25 protein-coding genes are annotated in these 22020 nt (G+C 69.3%); 12 read left to right on the top strand and 13 right to left on the bottom strand.

Annotation, left to right across the window (positions count from 1 at the left end):
- Window positions 1-28: 28 nt before the first annotated feature.
- Together phaR and AC1RN5_RS19025 are read left to right on the top strand one after the other, a co-directional pair.
- The gene (gene phaR, locus AC1RN5_RS19030) at window positions 29-646 is read left to right on the top strand and encodes a polyhydroxyalkanoate synthesis repressor PhaR (RefSeq protein WP_493042905.1); all 618 of its coding nucleotides are present in this window, start codon (window positions 29-31) and stop codon (window positions 644-646) included.
- A gap of 40 nt (window positions 647-686) precedes the next feature.
- Window positions 687-1019, top strand: a complete 333-nt coding sequence (locus AC1RN5_RS19025; RefSeq protein WP_493042903.1) for a hypothetical protein — start codon at window positions 687-689, stop codon at window positions 1017-1019.
- On the opposite strand, the gene AC1RN5_RS19020 is transcribed toward AC1RN5_RS19025, so the two are convergent.
- The 3 genes from AC1RN5_RS19020 to AC1RN5_RS19010 all read right to left on the bottom strand — a co-directional run bounded on the left by AC1RN5_RS19020 (window position 1016) and on the right by AC1RN5_RS19010 (window position 2730).
- Window positions 1016-1324, bottom strand: a complete 309-nt coding sequence (locus AC1RN5_RS19020; protein ID WP_493042901.1) for a DNA-binding protein — start codon at window positions 1322-1324, stop codon at window positions 1016-1018. The two genes, AC1RN5_RS19025 and AC1RN5_RS19020, sit on opposite strands and share 4 nt — an antisense overlap.
- Window positions 1325-1467: 143 nt before the next feature.
- Complete coding sequence (locus tag AC1RN5_RS19015; protein WP_493042900.1) at window positions 1468-1896, bottom strand: hypothetical protein; 429 nt, start codon at window positions 1894-1896, stop codon at window positions 1468-1470.
- A 96-nt stretch (window positions 1897-1992) separates the two neighbouring features.
- Complete coding sequence (locus AC1RN5_RS19010; protein WP_421934226.1) at window positions 1993-2730, bottom strand: glycosyltransferase family 2 protein; 738 nt, start codon at window positions 2728-2730, stop codon at window positions 1993-1995.
- Window positions 2731-2785: 55 nt separating this feature from the next.
- On the opposite strand from AC1RN5_RS19010, the gene AC1RN5_RS19005 reads away from it, so the two are divergent.
- Window positions 2786-4465 (top strand): ArnT family glycosyltransferase, encoded by a 1680-nt coding sequence (locus tag AC1RN5_RS19005; RefSeq protein WP_493042897.1) that lies wholly within the window; start codon window positions 2786-2788, stop codon window positions 4463-4465.
- Window positions 4462-5361: a hydroxymethylglutaryl-CoA lyase gene (locus tag AC1RN5_RS19000; RefSeq protein ID WP_493042895.1), complete on the top strand. Its 900-nt coding sequence runs from the start codon at window positions 4462-4464 to the stop codon at window positions 5359-5361. The genes AC1RN5_RS19005 and AC1RN5_RS19000 overlap by 4 nt, the downstream gene beginning before the upstream one ends.
- A gap of 129 nt (window positions 5362-5490) precedes the next feature.
- Here the strand turns inward: AC1RN5_RS19000 and AC1RN5_RS18995 are convergent, their stop codons facing one another.
- From AC1RN5_RS18995 to cysS, 6 genes are read right to left on the bottom strand one after another with little or no spacing between them, the layout of a single operon-like run.
- A complete protein-coding gene (locus AC1RN5_RS18995) occupies window positions 5491-6429 on the bottom strand; it encodes a glycosyltransferase family 2 protein (RefSeq protein WP_493042893.1) in 939 nt (312 codons plus the stop codon).
- Window positions 6426-8411, bottom strand: coding sequence for a threonine--tRNA ligase (gene thrS / locus AC1RN5_RS18990; protein ID WP_493042891.1), 1986 nt, complete (start codon window positions 8409-8411; stop codon window positions 6426-6428). Before thrS ends, AC1RN5_RS18995 begins: the two co-directional genes overlap by 4 nt.
- Window positions 8408-8677 (bottom strand): membrane protein insertion efficiency factor YidD, encoded by a 270-nt coding sequence (gene yidD, locus AC1RN5_RS18985; protein ID WP_493042889.1) that lies wholly within the window; start codon window positions 8675-8677, stop codon window positions 8408-8410. Before yidD ends, thrS begins: the two co-directional genes overlap by 4 nt.
- Window positions 8678-8736: 59 nt before the next feature.
- Window positions 8737-9186: an iron-sulfur cluster assembly scaffold protein gene (locus AC1RN5_RS18980; protein WP_493042888.1), complete on the bottom strand. Its 450-nt coding sequence runs from the start codon at window positions 9184-9186 to the stop codon at window positions 8737-8739.
- Window positions 9183-9734, bottom strand: coding sequence for an SRPBCC family protein (locus AC1RN5_RS18975; protein WP_493042886.1), 552 nt, complete (start codon window positions 9732-9734; stop codon window positions 9183-9185). Before AC1RN5_RS18975 ends, AC1RN5_RS18980 begins: the two co-directional genes overlap by 4 nt.
- On the bottom strand, window positions 9734-11128 hold the full coding sequence (cysS, locus tag AC1RN5_RS18970) for a cysteine--tRNA ligase (RefSeq protein WP_493042884.1): 1395 nt from the start codon (window positions 11126-11128) through the stop codon (window positions 9734-9736). Before cysS ends, AC1RN5_RS18975 begins: the two co-directional genes overlap by 1 nt.
- 178 nt (window positions 11129-11306) lie before the next feature.
- Here cysS and folE point away from each other — a divergent pair, with 178 nt between their 5' ends.
- Window positions 11307-11936, top strand: a complete 630-nt coding sequence (folE, locus tag AC1RN5_RS18965) for a GTP cyclohydrolase I FolE (protein WP_340646527.1) — start codon at window positions 11307-11309, stop codon at window positions 11934-11936.
- Here the strand turns inward: folE and AC1RN5_RS18960 are convergent.
- Window positions 11933-12811 carry a DUF817 domain-containing protein gene (locus AC1RN5_RS18960; RefSeq protein WP_493042881.1) on the bottom strand — a complete coding sequence of 293 codons (879 nt, stop codon included), beginning with the start codon at window positions 12809-12811 and terminating at the stop codon, window positions 11933-11935. The genes folE and AC1RN5_RS18960 overlap by 4 nt on opposite strands.
- A 45-nt stretch (window positions 12812-12856) precedes the next feature.
- Here AC1RN5_RS18960 and hisI point away from each other — a divergent pair, with 45 nt between their 5' ends.
- Together hisI and AC1RN5_RS18950 are read left to right on the top strand one after the other, a co-directional pair.
- Window positions 12857-13258: a phosphoribosyl-AMP cyclohydrolase gene (gene hisI, locus AC1RN5_RS18955; protein WP_421934216.1), complete on the top strand. Its 402-nt coding sequence runs from the start codon at window positions 12857-12859 to the stop codon at window positions 13256-13258.
- On the top strand, window positions 13255-13881 hold the full coding sequence (locus tag AC1RN5_RS18950; RefSeq protein WP_493042878.1) for a LysE family translocator: 627 nt from the start codon (window positions 13255-13257) through the stop codon (window positions 13879-13881). The genes hisI and AC1RN5_RS18950 overlap by 4 nt, the downstream gene beginning before the upstream one ends.
- Here AC1RN5_RS18950 and AC1RN5_RS18945 read toward each other — a convergent pair.
- Window positions 13878-15560 (bottom strand): alkaline phosphatase D family protein, encoded by a 1683-nt coding sequence (locus AC1RN5_RS18945; protein ID WP_493042876.1) that lies wholly within the window; start codon window positions 15558-15560, stop codon window positions 13878-13880. The two genes, AC1RN5_RS18950 and AC1RN5_RS18945, sit on opposite strands and share 4 nt — an antisense overlap.
- A 69-nt stretch (window positions 15561-15629) precedes the next feature.
- Here AC1RN5_RS18945 and AC1RN5_RS18940 point away from each other — a divergent pair, with 69 nt between their 5' ends.
- The 3 genes from AC1RN5_RS18940 (at window position 15630) to rpoH (ending at window position 18051) form a co-directional block, all read left to right on the top strand.
- The gene (locus tag AC1RN5_RS18940) at window positions 15630-15947 is read left to right on the top strand and encodes a ferritin family protein (protein WP_493042874.1); all 318 of its coding nucleotides are present in this window, start codon (window positions 15630-15632) and stop codon (window positions 15945-15947) included.
- Window positions 15948-15966: 19 nt separating this feature from the next.
- Complete coding sequence (locus AC1RN5_RS18935) at window positions 15967-16959, top strand: RluA family pseudouridine synthase (protein WP_493042873.1); 993 nt, start codon at window positions 15967-15969, stop codon at window positions 16957-16959.
- A gap of 204 nt (window positions 16960-17163) precedes the next feature.
- Entirely contained in the window at window positions 17164-18051 is an 888-nt protein-coding gene (rpoH, locus tag AC1RN5_RS18930) for an RNA polymerase sigma factor RpoH (protein WP_421934211.1), read from the top strand.
- Window positions 18052-18093: 42 nt separating this feature from the next.
- Here the strand turns inward: rpoH and AC1RN5_RS18925 are convergent, their stop codons facing one another.
- Both AC1RN5_RS18925 and AC1RN5_RS18920 read right to left on the bottom strand, forming a co-directional pair.
- Window positions 18094-18927: a response regulator gene (locus AC1RN5_RS18925; RefSeq protein WP_493042870.1), complete on the bottom strand. Its 834-nt coding sequence runs from the start codon at window positions 18925-18927 to the stop codon at window positions 18094-18096.
- Between the two features lie 116 nt (window positions 18928-19043).
- Entirely contained in the window at window positions 19044-20330 is a 1287-nt protein-coding gene (locus AC1RN5_RS18920) for an adenylosuccinate synthase (RefSeq protein ID WP_493042869.1), read from the bottom strand.
- A 217-nt stretch (window positions 20331-20547) separates the two neighbouring features.
- On the opposite strand from AC1RN5_RS18920, the gene AC1RN5_RS18915 reads away from it, so the two are divergent.
- Together AC1RN5_RS18915 and AC1RN5_RS18910 are read left to right on the top strand one after the other, a co-directional pair.
- Window positions 20548-20967 (top strand): VOC family protein, encoded by a 420-nt coding sequence (locus tag AC1RN5_RS18915; protein ID WP_493042867.1) that lies wholly within the window; start codon window positions 20548-20550, stop codon window positions 20965-20967.
- Complete coding sequence (locus AC1RN5_RS18910) at window positions 20964-21941, top strand: threonine ammonia-lyase (protein WP_493042865.1); 978 nt, start codon at window positions 20964-20966, stop codon at window positions 21939-21941. The genes AC1RN5_RS18915 and AC1RN5_RS18910 overlap by 4 nt, the downstream gene beginning before the upstream one ends.
- The last annotated feature ends 79 nt before the right edge of the window (window positions 21942-22020 follow it).

The raw sequence follows: 22020 nt of genomic DNA, 5'->3' as shown, positions 1-22020 counted from the left end.
GGGGGGCGGGCTCAAAGAAGGATCTGGGATGGCGGACGCTCAGGGCAATACCGGCAAGTCCAACGAAGACCGCGTGGTCATCAAGAAGTACGCGAACCGGCGGCTCTACAACACCGCGTCGAGTTCCTATGTGACGCTTGAGCACCTGTCCGACATGGTCAAACAGGGCGTCCACTTCGTGGTCTATGACGCCAAGACCAACGAGGACATCACCCGTTCGGTCCTGACCCAGATCATCGTCGAGGAAGAAGGACGCGAGGGGCAGAACCTCTTGCCGATCCAGTTCCTGCGGCAGCTGATCGGCTTCTACGGCAACTCCATGCAGGCCTTCCTGCCGTCCTATCTGGAGCTCTCGCTGTCGACCTTCGCCGAGCAGCAGGAGCGGATGCGCTCGCAGTTCTCCACCCTGGGCCAGGGCGCCGGGATCGGGGTCTACGACGACCAGATCCGCCAGAACCTGGCCCTGTTCGACCGGGCCATGAAGATGTTCTCGCCCTTCGCCTACACCCGCACCGAGGAGCCGCCGCCCGCGCCCCGGGCCCCCGAAGCCGCCCCCAGCCCGGCCGCCGACGAGGCCCTGACCGAGATGAAGCGGCGGATGGAGGAGATGCAGGCCCAGATCGAGAAGCTGATCTCCAAGACCTAGGCGTCATTTTTTAACGAACGGGGGGCCAGGATCGGCAGCCATGACCTCGCCGATCGACCCCATTCGCAGAGCCGCCCAGGCCCGCCGGGCCCATCGCTCCCGCGTGGACGACTCCGAAAGGCTGCACGACACCGACGACCGCAGCTTGCCGGCCATCGTCTCCGGCGAGACCGTGCGCCCCGCCCCCGACCACGCCGCCGAGGGCGCCAGCGTGTTCAGCGCCCAGCTGATGGGCCAGGACGGCCAGAAGCGCGGCCTGCGCGGCGGCGTCGAGACCCTGGGGGCGGCAAGAAACGCCTATGGCCGCACCGAATGGTCCGGCAAGGCCGACCGCCGGGCCCGAAAGGGTTCGGCCACCAAGACCGAGATCTAGCGCCTCAGCCGGGCGAGCTCGGCCTCCAGGGCCGCCACCCGCCGCTCCAGGGCCGCGATACGCGCCTCCGCTCCGCCGCCGGGGACCGGGGTGGAGACCCCGGCATGCCGCGCGATCTCGGCCGGGGCGACCCCGAGGACCTCGGCGAACACCCCCACCTCCTGCGCCGATAGCTCCCGCTGATCCTTGAAGACGAGGGCCAGGTCGGCCTCGCTCATGGCGGCGGCGGCGGCCATCACCGTACGCGACAGGCCGCGCTCGGCGAGCCGGGCGTCGAACCAGGCGTGATCGAAGAACAGGGCCATTCAGCCGCGCCCGCTCTGGCGCCGGTCTTGCTTGAACCTTTGGGTAACCATCCCGACGGGGCGCCCCATGATCGCTTTCATCCGCATGTTCGACGTCGCCGTCGTGGCCCTGATCTTCACGGCCCTCACCTAGGGCTGGAGCGTCAGACGCCGTCTGGCGTGAAGTCGATATCCCGGCGGGCCGAGACGATGGTGACGATGAAGCCGGCGAGCACGTCGAGCAGCACCATGATCGTCAGCAGGAAGAAGGTGGAGGTGGCGAAGGCCGGCGCCAGCAGGAACTCCACCAGGCAGACGATGAACAGGATCATCGACAGCGAGTGATTGATGATGGCGATCCGCCGGCTGGTGGTGGACTTCAGCAGCTCGATGAACAGCACCACCAGGGCCGCGGCCAGCAGCAGGTCGCCCAGGCTCACCGGCCAGTCGGCCCGCGAGGTCATGTGGATGGTGAACAGCTGCTCGCTCATCCGCGTCCCGGCGTCGAGGGCGGAGAAACCCCCGGTCAGGGTGAGCGCGATCAGGTTGTAGACCAGCACCGGCAGGACCAGCAGCGGAAACGCGGCGAACATCGCAGAAGCCCCCTTCGCCGGTGAAGCTCCGGCGACGCCAAGGGTTAACCGCTTTGCCGCGGGCCGCAAAGACGCTTCACCGCCAGGTTGCCTGCACTAGACCTCGTCGGCGCCGCCGGGGTTGCGGGCGCGGGTCTGCAGCCACATCACCCCCAACAGGTCCGAGGCCGAGGCCATCAGCCGGCCGAAATTGGTGTATTTCGACGCCCCGGTCTGGCGGTGACGATGGTTCACCGGCCGGAAGTCCACCCGGTAGCCCTCCCGCAGCATCAGGGCCGGGATGTAGCGGTGGATGTGATCGAAATAGGGAAGCCGCAGGAAGGCCTCGCGGCGGAAGGCCTTCAGACCGCAGCCGGTGTCGTTGGCGGTGTCCTTCAGCAGGCGCTTGCGGACCCCGTTGCCGAACTTCGACGCGATCTTCTTGGCCTGGCTGTCCTGGCGCTTGACCCGCTCGCCCCCCACCAGGGCGAGGTCGGGCGGCCCCGCCAGCAGGGCGTCCACCAGCATGGGGCCGTCGGCCGGGTCGTTCTGTCCGTCCCCGTCCAGGGTGACGATGACGTCGCCGCGGGCGGCTAGGATGCCGGTGCGGATCGCCCGGCTCTGTCCCGAATTGGCGCGGTGGGCCAGGACCCGAAGCTGCGGGATCTCGGTCTTCAGGGCCGTGAGGGCCGCGATGGTGCCGTCCCGCGAGCGGTCGTCGACGAAGATCATTTCGTAGTCGCGGCCCTTGAAGGCCGCGGCGATCTCGCGGGCCAGGGCGGGCGCGGCGCCCTCCTCGTCGAAGACGGGAACCACCACGGAAATGTCGGGCGCTGAGGCTGCGGATCTGGCCATGACCTCTCCATACCGGAAAAGTCGGCGCCTGAAAGGATCGTGCTATCAAGCGGCCATGACTCTGGACGGCTATATCGAACGTTGGAGCCGGGGATGGCGCGGGCCGGCCCTGGCCGCCCTGATCGCCCTGCTGGCGGGCCTGCCCGGCGTCTTCGCCGTGCCGCCCCTGGATCGCGACGAATCACGCTTCGCCCAGGCGACGGCCCAGATGCTGGAGACCGGCGACTTCGTGGTCATCCGCTTCCAGGACGAGCCGCGCTTCAAGAAGCCCGTGGGGATCTACTGGCTGCAGGCGGGCTCGGTGGCCCTGCTGTCGCAGGCCGAGGCGCGGGATATCTGGGCCTACCGCATTCCCTCCCTGCTGGGGGCCATGCTGGCGGCGGCGGCCTGCGCCTGGGGGGCGGCGGCCTTCTTCGGCGGGCCCACCGGCCTGCTGGCGGGCGCGGCCCTGGCCTCGACCTTCCTGCTGTCGTCGGAGGCCTTCATCGCCAAGACCGACGCGGTGCTGTGCGGAACCACCACCCTGGCCGTCGCGGCCCTGGCGCGGATCTACGCCGCCAGCCGGGATGGGCCGCCATCGGGGCGGCTGACCCGGCTGCTGTTCTGGCTGGGCCTGTCGGGGGCGACCCTGGTGAAGGGCCCGGTGGGCCTGATGGTGGTGGCCCTGACCGCCGTCACCCTGTGGATCGCCGACCGCAAGGCCCCCTGGGCCAAGAGTCTGGGCTGGAGCTGGGGCCTGATCCTGTTCGCGGCCGTCATCGGGCCCTGGGCCTGGGCGGTGACGGTGGCCACCGACGGCGGCTTCTGGAGCGCGGCCCTGGTGGGGGACCTGGCCCCCAAGCTGGCCGGCGGCCAGGAGAGCCACGGCGCCCTGCCCGGCTATCACACCCTGGCCACCCCCCTGCTGTTCTTCCCCGTCACCCTGCTGCTGCCGGCGGCCCTGGTCCACGGCTGGCGCAACCGCGCCGAGCCCGGGGTGCGATTCGCCCTGGCCTGGCTGATCCCGGCCTTCCTGGTCTTCGAGCTGACCCCCACCAAGCTGGTCCACTACACCCTGCCCACCTATGGCGCCCTGGCCTGGCTGGCGGCCGCGGCCCTTCGCGAGCCCCTGGGCGACCGCGTGCGCTGGATCGGGGCGGCCCTGTCGGGGGGGGTGGGCGTGCTGCTGGCGGGCGGGGTCGGCTATCTGATGGCCGAGTACGGCGATACGAGCGACATCCCCATGGCCCTGATCGCCGGCGCCCTGATGGCGGCGGCGGGCCTGGCGGGAGCCTATATGCTGCTGCGGGGGCGCGCCGGAACCGCCCTGGTGACCGCCGGCGCCCTGGGGATCGCAGCCCACGCGGCGCTGGCCGCGGGCCTGGCGCCCCGGCTGGAGCCCCTGTGGCTGTCGCAACGCACGGAGCAAGCCTTGGCCCAGGCCCGCCTTCTGCCCCGCCAGGGGATCGCCCCGGCCCCGGTGGCCGTCGCCGGCTACGCCGAACCCAGCCTGGTCTTCGCCCTTGGCACCCCCACCGACCTGGGGGGCCCCGACCAGGCCGCCGAGGCCCTGGCCGACAACCGGCCCGCCGTGGTGGAGGGCCGCGAGCAGAAGGCCTTCGAGGCGGCCCTGAAGGCGCGGGGCCTGAAGCCGCGGGAGATCGGCGAGATCCGCGGCCTGGACTATTCCAACGGCGACGAGACGAGCTTACGCATCTACGCCCCGCCCCCACCCCAACCGGAGACCGCGCCATGAGCCGGTTCATCGAGATCGTCGAGGTCGGGCCCCGCGACGGCCTGCAGAACGAGAAGGCCCTGCTGGATGTCCCGCAGAAGCTGGACTTCATCGCCCGGCTGGAGGCGGCCGGCGCCCGACGCATGGAGACCGTCTCCTTCGTCAATCCCAAGCGCGTGCCGCAGATGGCCGGCGCCGAGGAGGTGATGGAGGCCCTGCCCGCCCAGGCGGGGCGCTCGCGCATCGGCCTGGTGCTGAACATGAAGGGCTGGGAGCGGGCGGTGGCCGCGTCCTGCGACGAGGCCAATGTGGTGGTCTGCGCCACCGACGGCTTCGGCATCCGCAACCAGGGCGCCTCGACCGCCGAGCAGATGGCCGCCCTGGCCGCCATCGCCGCCCGCCGCGACGCCGAGGGCGGGCCGCCCATCAGCGCCACCTTCTCCGTGGCCTTCGGCTGCCCCTTCGACGGGGAGGTCGGCCAGGATCAGGTGGTGGCGCTGGCCCGCGAGGCCGCGTGCCTGAACATCGCCGAGATCGCGCTCGCCGACACCATCGGGGTGGCCGATCCGTGGACCGTGCGCGCCCGGGTCGAGGCGGTGAAGAAGGTGATCGGCGACACCAAGCTGCGCCTGCACTTCCACGACACCCGCAACACCGGCCTGGCCAACGCCTATGCCGGGGTCGAGGCCGGGGTCGATATCCTGGACGCCAGCTGCGGCGGCCTGGGGGGCTGCCCCTTCGCCCCCGACGCCACGGGAAACATCGGCACCGAGGACCTGGTCTACATGCTGGAGCGCGCGGGGTTTTCGACCGGCTACGACCTGCCCGGCCTGATCAGCACGGCCAGGTGGGTGTCGGATTTGCTGGGCAAGCCGCCCACCTCGTCGGTGGCGCGGGCGGGGCTGTTTCCGGCCTAGACCCTACCGCTCACCCCGGCGAAGGCCGGGGCCCAGGTCCCAGGTCGCGGCCTGAGCCAGGAAGTCTGAATACGGCGGATGTATCCGGCTCCCGGCCTTCGCCGGGATGAGCGGATAGTGGGATTGGCTCTAGGTGGCTCGGCCGCGCACCCGCCACATCATCGGGCGGGCGACGGCGGTGCAGACGATGACCGGCGAGAGCAGCCAGGCCAGCAGGGTCTCCGAGAGGTTCTCGGCCCGCTTGCGGAAGTAGCGGGCCAGGCCCACGCCCTTGTGGAACTCCACCTTGATGGGGCTGGCGTGGCTGGTGTGCCCGAGGTGGACGACCTCGGCCTTCGGCTGGAAGAGCACGGTCCCGCCCGCCCGGCGCACGCGCCAGCAGAGGTCCACGTCCTCGACGTGCAGGAAATAGCCCTCGTCGAACCCCTGGACCGCGTCGAAGTCTTCCCGGCGCATGGCGAAGCAGGCGCCGGAGATGGTGGGGATGGCGGCCACGCAGTCGGGGGCCGCGTCGTTCTCCCAGTGGACCTCGTAGCGGCGCCAGGCCGGCACGTGCCGGGCCAGGTGGCTGAGGCTCATCAGGGCGCTGATGGGGGTGATATCGCCGCGGCGCGCGCCGCGCTGCTCGGTGCGGTCGGTGTTCAGCACCCGGCCGCCGACGATGCAGGGCGCCGGCCGGCCCTCGATGGCGCGGACCAGCTCGGTGATGCAGCTCGGCTGCAGGAAGGCGTCGGGATTGAGGAAGACGATGACGTCGCCCTTGGCGGCCTTGGCGCCGAGATTCGCGCCTCGGGCGAATCCGACATTGCCCTGGCCGTTGATCAGCACCACCCGGCGGTCGCGATCGGCGACGCCGTCCAGGCGCGCCGCCTCCGTCCGGGTCGAACCGTTGTCGACGATGACGAACTCATCGACCATGGGATCGGCCAGGACGCAGGCGATGCTCTCCTCGAGCGCCGCACCGGTCATGTAGACAACCATCACCACCGACACCTTGCGGCGCGGCCTTACGAAATCAGGCGTTGGCGCGGGTTCGTAGGCGACGATCGGTGCGGCGATGCCGTTCATCCAGCCTCCCTGGCCCCGACCGATTCGCGAGGCGAAGCAGCGGCCGCGCCCGTGGTGCGACGGGCAACATCGGGCGCTAGAGCTTCCATGGCAAGCGTCTTCGCGGCCTGAGCGAGCGAAAGGATTTCCTGCCCATCCGATCCAAACCGCCGCAGCGCCACCTTGCCCTCCTCGGCTTCCCGCCGGCCGACCACGGCGATCACCGGGGCCTTGGCGAGACTGTGCTCCCGAATCTTGTAGTTGATCTTCTCGTTGCGAAGATCGGTTTCAACCCGCAGGCCCGCCGCGCGCAATTCTTCGGCGACCCGCATCCCATAATCATCGGCGTCGGACGTAATTGTGGCGACCACCACCTGGGTCGGCGCCAGCCACAGGGGGAAGGCCCCGGCGTGGTTCTCGATCAGGATGCCGAGGAACCGCTCCACCGCCCCGAACACCGCCCGGTGCAGGACCACCGGCCGCTGCTTGGAGCCGTCCTCGGCCGTGTACTCGGCGTCCAGGCGCTCGGGCAGGACGAAGTCCAGCTGCAGCGTGCCGCACTGCCAGGTCCGGCCGATGGCGTCGCGCAGGTGGAACTCGAGCTTGGGGCCGTAGAAGGCGCCCTCGCCCGGCAGGCGGTCGATCTTGATGTTCACCGCCTGGCGGGCGGCGCGGTCGAGCTTGTCCTCGGCGATATCCCAGACCTCGTCGGAGCCAGCGCGCAGCTCCGGCCGCAGGGCCAGCTTGACGCTGTCGAGATGAACGCCGAAGTCGGAATAGACCGAGTTCAGCAGGCGGACGAACTTGGTCGTCTCCTCCTCGATCTGGTCCTCGCGGCAGAAGATGTGGGCGTCGTCCTGGGTGAAGGCCCGCAGGCGCATGATGCCGTGCAGGGCGCCCGAGGGCTCATAGCGGTGGCAGGCCCCGAACTCGGCCAGCCGCAGGGGAAGGTCCCGATAGCTCTTTTGGCCGACGTTGAAGATCTGGATGTGCCCCGGACAGTTCATTGGTTTAACGGCCAGCTCCTCGCCTTCCGGCGTTTCGCAGACGAACATGTTGGCGCCGAACTTCTCCCAGTGGCCGGAGCGGTCCCAGAGGCCGCGGTCCATGATCTGGGGCGTCTTGACCTCCTGGTAGCCCTCGGCGTCCAGCCGGCGGCGGATATAGTTCTCCACCGTGCGGAACAGGGTCCAGCCCTTGGGGTGCCAGAAGATCATGCCCTTGGCCTCTTCCTGCAGGTGGAAGAGATCCATGGCCCGGCCGATCTTGCGGTGGTCGCGCTTCTCGGCTTCCTCGATGCGCGTGAGGTGGGCCTCGAGGTCGGCCTCGCTGGCCCAGGCCGTCCCATAGATGCGCTGGAGCTGGGCGTTGCGGTGGTCGCCGCGCCAGTAGGCGCCGGCCAGCTTGGTCAGCTTGAAGGCCTTGCCCACGTGCTTGGTCGACGGCAGGTGCGGGCCCAGGCAGAGGTCCTTCCAGGCGCCCTGGCGATAGACGCTGATGGGCTCGCTCTCGGGCAGGTCGGAGATGATCTCGGCCTTGTAGGCCTCGCCGATCGCCGTGAAGTGCGCGATGGCCTCGGCGCGGTCCCACTCCTCGCGAACGATCTTCTCGTCGCGGTCGACGATCTCCCTCATCCGCTGCTCGATCTTGGCCAGGTCGTCCAGGCTGAAGGGCGTGTCGCGGGCGAAGTCGTAATAGAAGCCGTCCTCGATGGCCGGCCCGATCGTCACCTGGGTGCCGGGGAACAGCTCCTGCACCGCCTCGGCCATCACGTGGCTGGCGTCGTGACGAATGGTGTCGAGGGCCTCGGGCGCGTCGCGCGTCAGGATCTCGAACACCCCGCCCGAGGGCAGGGCGCGGTCCAGGTCGTAGAGCTTGCCGTCCAGCTTGATGAGGACGGCGCGCTTCTCCAGGGACTTGGCGATGGAGGCGGCGACGTCACGCCCCGTGGCGCCGTCTTCGTACTGGCGCTGGGAGCCGTCGGGGAAAATCAGGTCGATCATGTTTCACACGTCCATTTCCGGGCGGAGCCCTCGGGCTTCCCGCGCGGCGGGGGCGGCGGGTCATATCCCGAACCGCCCAGGGGATGACAGCGGCAGAGCCTGCGGGCCGCGAGCCAGGAGCCGCGCCACGGGCCTTGCCCGATCAGGACCTCCGCGGCGTATTCCGAACAGGTCGGAAGAAACCGGCATTGGCGCCCGATCAACGGCGATAACGTCAGCTTGTAGGCGCGGAGCGCGCCTCTGACGCAGGTTTCGTAAAAGGTCATGCCGGGACGCGAGCGCCTTGCAAATCAACCGCAGCGATTACGCCGACGGTTGGTGGCGATCAAGCCGCGCCGGCGCGGCTAGTTCGAGCGCTGGCCTGGCGGACGGCGTCGGTCGCGGCCTCGAACGCCAGCAGCGTCGAGGTGTGGCGGGCCGGGTAATCCTTCACGGGCGCGAGCATCTCTAGGTCCGAAAATCGTCCAACCGGCGCAGGCGCGCCGTCCTTCAACATAGCACGGAACTGATCCCGGGCCATCTCGATCTCCGCCAGCGTCGCCCCCACCACGTGGGCGCCCAGCACCGCGGCCGAGGCCTGGCCGAGCGCGCAGGCCTTCACGTCCTGGGCGAACTGGCCGACCCGGTCGCCGTCCATGACCACGTCGACGGTGACCTTGCTGCCGCAGAGCTTGGAGACCTTCTCCGAGGTGCCCTCGGGCGCGGGCAGCCGCCCGGCGTGCGGCATGTTGGCCGCCAGCTTCAGGAGCTTGGCCGAGTAGAGGTCGTCGATCATGGGGCTGATGTAGGCTTTCCGCCCTGGGCGCGCCACCTGGCCTCGGCGCGGTCCTTCAGGGCCAGGCCCAGGGCCTCGAAGCCGCGGTACATCTTGCGGCCCATGCGCCGGGCCACATAGCGCCCCAGCAGGCCGCCGACGATCTCGCCATTGGCGAAGACGCAGCTCTCCTCCGACAGCTCGTCGATCTCCAGGTAGCGCACCGTCCGCACCAGGCCCCCGGCCATGGTCAGCTTCCAGTGCAACAGGGAGTCCGGCGTCCAGTCGGTGACCACCGGACGGATGGTCTCGGGCGCCTCGTCGGGCAGCTGCAGGGTGAGCGTCAGGGTCCCCCCGATGGCGATCTTGCCCACGGCCTTGGTGTAGAGCGGATTCCACTCTGCCCAGGCGTCGAGGTCGGCCAGGACCTCCCAGATCACCCGGGCCGGGGCCTGGACCCCAATCCGGTGCTCGATCTTCTCGCCAGACGGGCCGCCGCCCCCGCCGCCGCGCTTGAAGGTCAGGCCGGCGGCGGCGGTGAAGTGCTTGGGTTGGTTGTAGCCCGGCATCAGCCCTGTTCCTTGATCCGCCAGGTCGCCCCCGTCGGATTATCCATGACCTCGATGTTCAACGCCGTCAGCTCGCCACGGATGCGGTCGGCCGCGGCCCAGTCCTTGGCGGCGCGGGCGGCGACCCGGTCGGCGATCAGGCCGTCGACCTTCTCCCGCAGCTCGTCGCTGACGCCCGCCTGGAACCAGTATTCCGGGTCGGAGAACAGGAAGCCCATCAGGTTGGCCGAGGCCAGCAGCTCGCCCTTGGCGTAGGCGCGATCCTCGCCGCGGGCGGTCTCCAGGGCCGTGGCCATGGCGAACAGCTCGGCCATGGCGGCCGGGGTGTTGAGGTCGTCCTCCAGGGCCGCCAGGAAGGCGACGGACGGGCCGGTGGCCTGCGCCTTCACCTCGCTGGAGCGGCGCAGGGCGCCGTAGAGCCGGTCCAGGGCCTTCTTGGACTGCTCGATCAGATCGCCCGTCCAGTCGAGCGGCGCGCGATAGTGACCCACCAGCAGGGCCCAGCGGAGGGCCTCGCCGGGCGCCTGTTCGATCAGCTCGTGCACCAGGGCGACGTTGCCGACGCTCTTGGACATCTTCTCGGCGCCCATGTTCAGGAAGCCGTTGTGCAGCCAGTAGCGGGCGTACTCGGTGGGGGCGTCATGGTCGTGGCCGGCGCAGAGGCCCTGGGCCATCTCGTTCTCATGGTGGGGGAACAGCAGGTCGATGCCGCCGCCATGGATGTCGATGGGCAGGCCCAGGCTCTGCTCGATCATGGCCGAGCACTCGATGTGCCAGCCGGGGCGGCCGGGGCCCCAGGGGCTGTCCCAGACCGGCTCGTTCGCCTTCGACGGCTTCCACAGCACGAAGTCGGCGGGGTGCTGCTTGTAGGGGGCCACGTCGACCCGGGCGCCGGCGATCATGTCCTCCATCGGATGGCCCGAGAGCTTGCCGTAGTCGGAATAGGCCTGGGTGTTGAAGAGGACGTGGCCCTCGGCGGCGTAGGCGGCGTTGTTGTGAACCAGGCGGCCGATCATGGCGATGATGGCGTCCATGGTCTGGGTGGCGCGCGGCTGGTGGGTCGGCCGCAGGGCGCCCAGAACCGACATGTCGGCGTTGTAGATGTCCAGATAGCGTTCGGTGATGACGTCGATGGAGACGCCTTCCTCGGCGGCCTTCTTGTTGATCTTGTCGTCCACGTCGGTGACGTTGGCGGCGTAGATCACGCTGTCGGCGCCGTAGGTGTGGCGCAGCAGGCGGAACAGGACGTCGAAGGCCACCACCGGCCGGGCGTTGCCGATATGGGCGTAATTATAGACCGTTGGACCGCAGACATACATCGTCACCCGCCTGGGATCGCGCGGGACGAAGGGCCGCTTTGTACGGGCCATGGTGTCGTAGAGGCTCAAGGTCATAGGGTCTGACGCTGCGTAACAGTTGCCGGGAAAGGCTTGCGCCCCATATACAGACGGGGCGTACGGGAAGCCACGGTCTCGCATCCGGAAAGCTTCGCCTTACGTATAAGGGTGGCCACGCGTCTTTTCCGGAGCCTTCGCTCCGGCGCAACTCAGCCCTGGAAAGAACCGATCTCACATGGACGCAGTCACTCGCGACCGAACCCTCGTCGGCACGCCCGGCGTTGATCTTGAAGCCGTGAAGCGCCCGACGCGCGAAGAGGCGATGGAGGCTGTCCGCACCCTCATCGCCTGGGCCGGCGACGACCCGAGGCGTGAAGGCGTGATCGACACCCCCAAGCGGGTGGTCGACGCCTATGGCGAATGGTTCGAAGGCTACAGCCTCGATCCGGCCAAGGAACTCTCGCGCACCTTCGAAGACGTGCAGGGCTATGACGACATCGTCATGCTGCGCGAGATCGAGGTGGAGAGCCACTGCGAGCACCACATGGCGCCGTTCCTGGGCAAGGCCTATGTCGCCTACATGCCCACCAACCGCGTCGTCGGCATCTCCAAGCTGGCCAAGGTGGTCGAGATCTTCGCCCGCCGTCTCCAGACCCAGGAGACCATGACCCAGCAGATCGCCGACGCCATCACCGACAGCCTGCGCCCGGCCGGCGTCGCCGTCCTGATCGACGCCGCGCACCAGTGCATGACCACCCGCGGCGTCCACCACCGCCACGTGACGACGATCACCACCCAGTTCACCGGCGTCTTCAAGACCGACGCCACCCTGCGTCAGCGGTTCCTGGACTTCGTCAACCGCTAGTCCAGCAGGGATGTTCGAGGCGCATCGCTCTCCACCGGCCGCGGCCGGTGGACGAGCGTGACCAGGACAAAGCTGAGCATCATCAGCAGATACCAGGATCCGAGTTTGGCCAGGCCGACCGGACGCCACTGCGCGGCCTGCTGTGGATAGGTCCAGGTCGCGGTGAAGGTGCCGATGTTCTCGGCGAACCAGATGAAGATCGCCACCAGGAAGAAGCCCAGCAGCATGGGCATGGAGCGCGGCTTCAGGTCCGGCGTGAACTGGAAGCTCCGCCCTCCGAACAGCACCACCGACAGGACGAACAGGCCCCAGCGGATATCGATCGTATAGTGGTGGGTGAAGAAGTTGGCGTAGCTGAGGATCGCCAGCAGCCACGGCCCCCACAGCGGCGGGTAGGTCTCGAACCGGATGTCGAACAGCCGCCAGGCCCGGGCGATATAGCTGCCGATGGCGGCGTACATGAAACCCGAGAACAGCGGCACGCCCGCGATCCTGAGGATCGATGGCTCGGGATAGATCCACGATCCGTGGCTGGTCTTGAAGATCTCCATGATGGTGCCCACCACGTGGAAGATGCCGATCACCAGGGCTTCGTCCCAGCGCTCCAACTTCGTCGCCAGCAGCAGGGCCTGCAGTCCAAGCGCCGCGACCACCAGGAAGTCATAACGGGACAGGGCGGCGTCGGACGGCCACCAGAAATGGCTGCCGATCAGCAGGGCCACCATCGCCCCGCCATACAGGCAGGCCCAGGCCTGCTTCAGGCCAAACAGCAGGAACTCGTAGGCGAAGGCGTTGAGCCTGGACCGCGCCGCCCAGGGGCGGATGGCGGCGTCCATGGCCGCCACCCGGCCCTTGATCCAGTCCTTCAGACTCATGCGGCGAAGCTAGCGCGGCGGGCATGATCGGCGCCATATGCGCGGATGGCCAAGCCGACCTTCCCCACCGCGACGTCCAAAGAGATCCTCGAGCGCGGCGACCTGCTCGCTCCGAGATTCGATTCCGCCGGCCTGATCCCGGCCATCGCCACCCACGCCGAGACCGGCGAGGTGCTGATGCTGGCCTACATGAACGCCGAGGCGCTTGAGCGGACGCTCGCCACCGGCGAGGCCCACTACTTCAGCCGATCCCGCAATGAGCTCTGGCACAAGGGCGCCACCAGCGGGCAGATCCAGCTGGTGGAGGAGGTCCGCATCGACTGCGACCAGGACGCCATCCTGCTGAAGGTCACCCCCGAGGGCGACGGCGGCGCCTGCCACACCGGCTTCCGCACCTGCTTCTACCGGGTGGTGGAGAACGGCAAGCTCAAGGAACGGCTGCCGTGACCGTCGTCCAGGCCCTGCTGGCCTTCACGGTGGCGGCGGGCCTGCTGACCCTGACGCCGGGCCTGGACACCGCACTCATCCTGCGCACCGCCGCGGTGGAGGGACCCAAGCGCGCCGTCCTGGCCATGGTGGGGATTCTCGCCGGCTGCTTCGTCTGGGGCGGGCTGGTGGCCCTTGGCCTCGGCGCCGTCCTCCAGGCCTCGGCGATCGCCTTCGCCATCCTGAAGTGGGCGGGCGCCGCCTATCTGGTCTGGCTGGGGATCGGCCTCATCCTGCGGCCCCGCGACAGCTTCGAGGTCACCGACGCGCCGGCCATGAAGGGCTCCGACACCGCCTGGATGCGGCGGGGCTTCCTGTCCAACATGCTGAACCCGAAGATGGGCGTCTTCTACGTGTCCTTCCTGCCGCAGTTCCTGCCGCAGGGCGTCGCGGCCGCGCCCTTCATGCTGCTGCTCACCGGCATCCACGTCCTGTTGGGGGTTGTCTGGCTGGGCCTGCTGATCGCCGCCACCCAGCCGATCGCGCGCGTGCTCAAGCGCGCCGCCGTCGTCCGCTGGCTCGACCGGCTGACCGGCGGGGTGTTCGTGGCCTTCGGCCTGCGCCTGGCCCTGGACCGCCGCTAGGCCTCGACCGGCGCCGACAGGCCTCCGGCTTCGGGAGTCACCCGATAGGTCTTCAGCACCCGCGTCTCATAGGTCGGCTCGGTGATGTTGGAGACCGCCATCAGATCGGCCCTGGCCTCGGCGGGGGTCAGGGTCAGCAGGACGAAGCCCTTGGCGCTCTGGTGATTGTAGACCACCTCCCGGTTGGCGCTGGCGAACACCTCCCCGATCGGGAAGGCGGTGAGCAGGTCGCCGCCGCCGGGGCTGGTGATCCCCGTGGCGCCGAACTCGACCCCGGCCCGGGCGCCGCCCTGGTCGAACAGCTCATTGACCCAGAAGGCGTGGCTGTCGCCGGACAGCACGATGGCGCGGGCCTGGGCCGCCCGAATCGCCGTGTAGAGCCGCTCGCGGTCGGCGGGATAGCCGTCCCACATGTCCAGGCCGTAGGGCAGGCCCATCCTGGAGAACTCCTCCAGGCGGGCCACGCGCTTGCGGGCGGCGTCCGACGAGGCGGCCAGGGCCTTGGCGAAGGCGGCCTCGCCCATCTCCTTGCGGGGGCTGGGGATGTTCAGGCGGCCCATCACCACCTCGTTGCCCAGCACCTGCCAGGTGCGGCCGGCCGCCACGGAGGCCTTCAACTCCGACGCCAGCCAGGCCTCCTGATCCTCCCCCATCATCCGGCGATAGGGGTCGGCCAGCTTCTTGCGGAAGGCCGGCAGGTCGGGCTTGCCGTTCAGGCCGTTGAGGTCCTGGTCGTAGGTGAGCTGCTTGTCGCGCGCGGTCAGCCGGGTCTCCAGCATCATCAGGCTGGCCAGGTCGCCGAAGTGGAAGGTGCGGTTGATGGCGAAACCGCCGCCCTCCGGCTCGCGGATCGGCATCCACTCGTAATAGGCCTTGATGGCCGTGGCCTTGCGCTCGTTCCAGGGGCCCTCGTCGATGGGGGTGTGGTTCTGGGCGCCGCCGGCGAAGCTGTCATTGGCGGTCTCGTGGTCATCCCAGACCACGATCCATGGGGCGCGGGCGTGGGCGGCCTGGAGCTGGACGTCGGACTTGTACTGGGCGTGGCGGGTCCGGTAGTCGGCCAGGGTGACGATCTCGTGGTTGGGCTCGTGGGCCCGATGCCAGGCCACCTTGCTGTCCATGCCGTAGGAGCCGGGACCGCCATACTCGTAGATGTAGTCGCCCAGGTGGATCACCGCGTCGACGCGGGGCAGGGCCGAGATGGCGCTGTAGGCATGGAAGTAGCCGTTGGGGTGCAGGGAGCACGAGGCCACGGCCAGCACCACCTGCGCGGTCTCGCCCACCGGCAGGGTGCGGGCCCAGCCGGGCGGGGAAACGACGCCGTTGGCTTCGAACTCGTAGCTGTACTCCGTCCCCGGCTTCAGGCCGCCGACATCGACCTTCACCGTGAAGTCGCGCGCCGCGCTGGTGACGCCCTCGCCGGTGAGGGTCTTCACCCGTCGGAAGCGGCGGGGCTTGCCGGTGGGGGTGATCCGCCACCGATAGGCGATCTCGCCGGCGTTGGCCTGGGCCGGGGTGATGCGGGTCCAGAGGATGATCCGGTCGGCCAGGGGATCGCCCGAGGCCACCCCATGCTTGAAGGCCACGGCGCCCGAATAGCGGGCCGGCGCCTGGGCCAGCACCGGTGTCGCCATGCCAAGGCCCAGAAAGGCCAGGGCCGCCCGTCGATTGATGGTCATCCTACTTCCCCGCTCGCGCGTTGTCGTTCGCCCATGCCATAGAGCAGGGAGTTACGACAGGAGCATGAGATGTCCAGCGAAGGCCTTCACGTCCCGCGCGAGAAGCTGTCCAAGAAGACCTTGAACATGCACTACGCCATCACCTCCCTCATCGAGGAGCTGGAGGCGGTGGACTGGTACCGGCAGCGCGCCGACGACTGCGACGACCCCGAGCTGAAGGCCATCCTGCTGCACAACGCCCACGAGGAGATCGAGCACGCCTCGATGGCGCTCGAGTGGATCCGCCGCAACGACGAGCAGTTCGCCGAGCAGCTGAAGGAGTTCCTGTTCTCCAAGGGCTCCATCACGGGCCACGAGGAAGAGTCGAGCGAGAAGAGCGGCCTGTAGGACCAGAAGGCGCCGCGGCGTGATCATCCCCGACGACGACGACGCGCCGCCCGGGGAGGTGGTCGCCCTGACCCTCACCGCCGAGGATGCGGGCGGACGGCTGGACAAGACCCTGGCCGAGCGCCTGCCCGACCTGTCGCGGGCCCGCATCCAGGCCCTGATGGCCCAGGGCCTGGTCAGCCGCGGCGGCGCGGTGCTGACCGACACCTCCGCCAAGGCCCAGGCCGGCGACTACGAACTGCTGATCCCGCCCCCGGAGGCCGCCGAGCCGCAGGCCGAGGCGATCCCGCTGACCGTGCTCTACGAGGACGCCCACCTGATCGTGGTGGACAAGCCGCCGGGCATGGCCGTCCACCCGGCGCCGGGCACCCCCAACGGCACCCTGGTCAACGCCCTGCTGGCCCATTGCGGCGCCTCGCTGTCGGGCATCGGCGGTGTGGCGCGGCCCGGCATCGTCCACCGCATCGACAAGGAGACCTCGGGCGTCGTGGTGGTGGCCAAGACCGACGCCGCCCATCAGGGGCTCTCGGCCCTGTTCGCCGCCCACGACATCGACCGGGTCTATGTGGCCCTGGTGCGCGGCGCGCCGTCGCCGGCCCGGGGAACCATCACCACCCAGATCGGCCGCTCCTCCAGCGACCGCAAGAAGATGGCGGTGCTGAAATCGGGCGGCCGGGAGGCTGTCACCCACTACGCCGTCACCGCGGTCTACGGCCCCCAGAAGAAGCCCCTGGCCGCCAAGCTGGAATGCCGGCTGGAAACCGGCCGCACCCACCAGATCCGCGTCCACATGGCCGCCAAGGGCAGCCCCTGCCTGGGGGATCCGGTCTATGGCTCCGGGCCGCCGGCGCCGGCGGTGCGCGAGGCGATGGCGAAGGCCGGCCTGACCCGCCAGGCCCTGCACGCCGCGGTGCTGGGTTTCGTCCATCCGGTGACCGGGGAGACCCTGCGGTTCGAGAGCGCCCCACCCCGCGACATGGCCACGCTGGAAGCTTTGCTCTCAGCCCTGTGAGAAAGCTTGCGGCCCCGGCGCCTTGAAGGCGCCAAGGTCCAGGGATAGAAATACCTGAGTTGAGCAGTCGGACTTACAGGTCGTTCTCCCAACGCCCTTCCGCAGTCGAAACCCGATACCTATCTCATGGGTTGAGGGGGCGGACGGACGCGCGCGCGCTGAGCGCGCTGCGACCCAGATGTCCGGGAAATAGGGGATAAGTCCATGGCCACGAACGCGCTGTCCGTGATGTCGCCTGATGGCGGCCTGAGCCGGTATCTCACCGAGATCCGGAAATTTCCGATGCTGGCCAAGGATGAGGAATTCATGCTGGCCAAGCGCTGGAAGGAACATGAAGACCCCGAGGCCGCCCATCGGATGGTGACCTCGCACCTGCGTCTCGTGGCCAAGATCGCCATGGGCTATCGCGGCTACGGCCTGCCGATCGGGGAAGTGATCTCCGAGGGCAATGTCGGCCTGATGCAGGCGGTCAAGAAGTTCGAGCCCGACAAGGGCTTCCGCCTGGCGACCTACGCCATGTGGTGGATCCGCGCCTCGATCCAGGAATACATCCTGCGCACCTGGAGCCAGGTGAAGATGGGCACGACGGCGGCGCAGAAGAAGCTGTTCTTCAACCTGCGCAAGGCCAAGAGCCAGATCAGCGCCTTCCAGGACGGGGACCTGCACCCCGACCAGGTCAGCCAGATCGCCACCAAGCTGGGCGTGCTGGACGAGGAAGTGATCTCGATGAACCGCCGGCTGTCGGGCCCCGACGCCTCGCTGAACGCGCCCATGCGCGCCGACGGAGAGAGCGAGTGGCAGGACTGGCTGGAGGACACCAACGCGGTCAGCCAGGAGACCCAGGTCGCCGAGAGCCAGGAGCACACCCTGCGCATGGGGCTGCTGGGGGAGGCGATGACCGAACTCACCGACCGCGAGCGTCACATCCTGACCGAGCGCCGGCTGAAGGACGATCCCTCCACCCTGGAGGAGCTGGCCGCCGAGTACGGCGTCAGCCGCGAGCGCGTGCGTCAGATCGAGGTGCGCGCCTTCGAGAAGCTGCAGAAGTCGATGAAGGCCGCCGCCGAGGCGCGGAACCTGATCGACGCCTGACCCCCTTGGCCTTCTCCCCACCGGGAGGAGGCCGCCTCTTTCCTAGATGGCCACGGCGTCGCGGGGCGGCGCCTTGCGCGCCGGCTCGTCGGCCGGCAGGAAGGCCAGCAGCGGCGCGGCCTGGGCCGACACCTCGTGCGGGATCAGCACCCCGCGCTCGGTCGCGGAAGTCAGGTAGCGCTGGAAGTCGGTCACGCAGGTGACCAGCTTGATGTCCGACACCGCCACGGCCGCGCGCTGCAGCTCGGCCACCTGGGCCTGCATGGAGCGCAGGGCCTGGCGCGGATCGCTCTCGATGGCGGTCAGGGCCGAGCGCAGGATCTTCAGGGCCTGGAGGATGCGCGCGGCGTCCGGCGTCGACTTGAGGTCGGAGCGGCGCTTGAGCTTGCCCTTGTAGTCCCCCGAATTGAACCGCCGGCGGTCGGGGCCGATATAGTCCACCGCCTCCACCCAGTCGCGCGGCCGCATGGTGACCGCCTCCAGGCGGCGCAGCAGGTCCTTGGCGGTGTAGGGCTTGCGCAGGAATTCATGCACACCGGCGTCGCGGGCCCCCAGGATGGCGCCCGCCGTGGCGGTGGCGGTGACCATGATGATCGGCGCCTGGCGGCAGTTGAAGTCCCCGCGCCGGATGCGGCGGGCGAAGTCGATGCCGTCGACATTGTCCCCCGACAGCTCCACGAAGATCAGCTGCGGATTGACCTGCTCGGCGGCCATTAGGCCGCGCTTGTTGTTGGGGGCGTTCCAGATCTGGCCCGCGGAGATGTTTCGCACCAGGTCGGCGAGCAGGCGCGCGCTGGCCGGCGCCGGATCGACGATCAGCACCCTCTGCAGCATGGGAACCATGCGCTGGATCAGCTTGTGCTCTTCGTTGAACACCTGGCAGGCGGACTCCCCGGGACGACTGGAGCCCAATCTGGGGGACGTCGGTAAAGATCGCCTTGACGTCGCCGCCCCCCGGCGTGGCCTCAAGCCGCGCCTGAAGACCCCGCCCCTCAGTCCTGGAAGGGGTCGCGCACCATGATGGTGTCGTCCCGTTGCGGGCTGGTGGAGACCATGGCCGCGGGCGCCCCGATCAGCTCCTCCACCCGGCGCACATACTTCACGGCGTTGGCCGGCAGATCCTTCCAGGAGGTGGCTCCCGCGGTGCTCTCGCTCCAGCCCTCCATCTCCTCGTAGATCGGGACCAGGGCCGACTGGGCCTTCAGGCCGGCGGGCAGGTAGTCGAAGGTCTTGTCGCCGAGCTTGTAGCCGACGCAGATCTTCAGCTTGGGCAGGCCGTCCAGGATATCGAGCTTGGTGAGCGCGATGCCGTCGATGCCGTTGAGCGCCACCGACTGGCGGACCAGCACGGCGTCGAACCAGCCGCAGCGGCGCGGCCGCCCGGTGACGACGCCGAACTCCTTGCCCACGGTCCCCAGGTGCTGGCCGATCTCGTCGAACAGCTCGGTGGGGAACGGCCCCTCGCCGACCCGGGTGGTGTAGGCCTTGACGATCCCCAGGACATAGCCCGGCCCCTTGGGCCCCAGGCCGGACCCGGCCGCGGCCTGACCCGCCACGGTGTTGGAGGAGGTGACATAGGGATAGGTGCCGTGATCGACGTCCAGCAGGGCGCCCTGGGCGCCTTCGAACAGCACTCGCTTGCCCGACTTCACCACCTGGTCCAGCAGCCGCCAGGCGGGTTGGGCGAAGGGCAGGATCTTGGGCGCGATCTCCTCCAGCGCCGCCAGCAGCTCGGCGCCGTCATATTCCGGCAGGCCCAGGCCGCGGCGCAGCGGCGTGTGGTGGGCCAGCAGGCGGTCGATCTTGGCCTCCAGGGCGTCCCGGTCGGCCAGGTCGCCGACCCGGATGGCCCGGCGGCCGACCTTGTCCTCGTAGGCCGGGCCGATGCCGCGGCCGGTGGTGCCGATCTTGTTGGTCGCCGCGGCCTCGCGCGCCTGATCCAGGTCGCGGTGCAGGGGCAGGATCAGGGCGGCGTTATCGGCCAGGACCAACAGGTCGGGGGTGATCTTGATCCCCTGGGCGCCGATCTTGGCGATCTCCTCCAGCAGGTGCCAGGGATCGACGACGACGCCGTTGCCGATCACCGAGAGCTTGCCCTGCACCACCCCCGAGGGGAGCAGGGAGAGCTTGTAGACCTGGTTGCCCACCACCAGGGTGTGGCCGGCGTTGTGGCCGCCCTGGAAGCGCACGACCACGTCGGCGCGATTGGACAGCCAGTCCACCAGCTTGCCCTTGCCTTCGTCGCCCCACTGGGCCCCGATCACGGTCACATTGGCCATGCAGATACGATCTCCCGGCCTGCCGAGGCGATCCAACCACGCCCTTCGACAGGCTCTCGGCGGGTGGACTTGATCGATTTTAGGAACCCAGACCGGGCCTCGCGGGCGCCAGGGTCGTGTTCGTCGGGTGTAGAGCATCCGGGCGCCCCCGCCGTCAAGTTGGCGGCGGACAAATCGGCGCTTCGCAGGGCCGAGCCCTTGGGTCTATGAGGCGGTCATGACCCTGCCCCGCTTCCATCTCGCCTTCCCCGTCCGCGACCTGGCCGAGGCCCGCGCCTTCTATGGCGGCCTGCTGGGCTGCCCGGAGGGCCGCTCCAGCTCCGACTGGATCGATTTCGACTTCTACGGCCACCAGATCGTGGCGCATCTCTCGCCGGACGAGGTCGGCCACCGGGCCACCAGCGCCGTCGACGGCGAGAACGTGCCCGTGCGCCACTTCGGGGCCATCCTGACCCTGCCCCAATGGGAGGCGATGGCCGCCCGGCTGAAGGCCGCGGGCACGCAGTTCGTCATCGAGCCGCAGATCCGCTTCAAGGGCCAGCCGGGGGAGCAGGCCACCCTGTTCTTCCTCGACCCCTCCGGCAACGCGCTGGAGTTCAAGGCCTTCGCCGACGACGCCATGGTGTTCGCCAAGTGAGCGTCATCCTGGCCGACATCCAGGCCGCCGCGGCGCGGCTGAAGGGCCACGCGGTGGAGACGCCGCTCATCGAGAGCCCGGCCCTGAACGACCGCCTGGGCCATCGGGTGCTGATCAAGCCCGAGACCCTGCAGCGGGTCGGCGCCTTCAAGTTCCGCGGCGCCTATAACCGCCTGGTGCAGCTCACCGCCGCCCAGAAGGCCTCCGGCGTCGTGGCCTTCTCCTCAGGCAATCACGCCCAGGGCGTGGCGCTCGCCGCCCGCCTGCTGGGGATCCCGGCCCTGATCGTCATGCCCGCCGACGCCCCGGCCGTGAAGGTGGAGGCCACCCGCGGCTATGGGGCGGAGATCCGGCTCTATGACCGCCTGACCGAGGACCGCGTGGCCATCGCCGCGGAGATCGCCGCCCAACGCGGCGCCGTGGTGGTCCCGGCCTTCGACGATCTCGACATCATCGCCGGCCAGGGCACGGTGGGCCTGGAGATGGTGGCCCAGGCGAAGGCCCTGGGGGTGAGCTTCGACGTGGTGATCTGCCCGGTCGGCGGCGGCGGCCTGATGGCCGGCCTGTCGACGGCGGTGAAGGCGCTCTCCCCCGCCACCGCCGTCGTCGGGGTCGAGCCCCAGGGGTTCGACGACACCCTGCGCTCCCTGCAGGCCGGGTCGCGCCAGAGCCTGAAGCCCACCACCCGCTCCCTGTGCGACGCCCTGGAATCCCCGGCCCCCGGCGAGCTCACCTTCCCGGTTCTGCAGAAGACGGTGGCCGACATCGCCGTGGTCAGCGACGCCGAGGTGGCCGCCGCCGTGCGCTACGCTTTCTCGACCCTGAAGCTGGTGGTGGAGCCCGGCGGCGCGGTCGGGCTGGCGGCCCTGCTGGCCGGCAAGGTGAGGCATCTCGGCGACCAGGGCGCGGGCCTAGTGCTCTCGGGCGGCAACGTCGATCCGACCCTCTTCGCCGAGATCCTGGCGGGGGGCTGACGCCGCCTCTCGGCAAGTGTCCCCGTTCTGGTGCGGTCTTTTGACCCGCGACGGAAGGCTGCGGTTTAATAGGTTGTTG

The organism is Phenylobacterium sp. GW821-FHT12F10, assembly GCF_058806695.1.
This window is presented reverse-complemented; position numbering and strand designations above follow the sequence as displayed.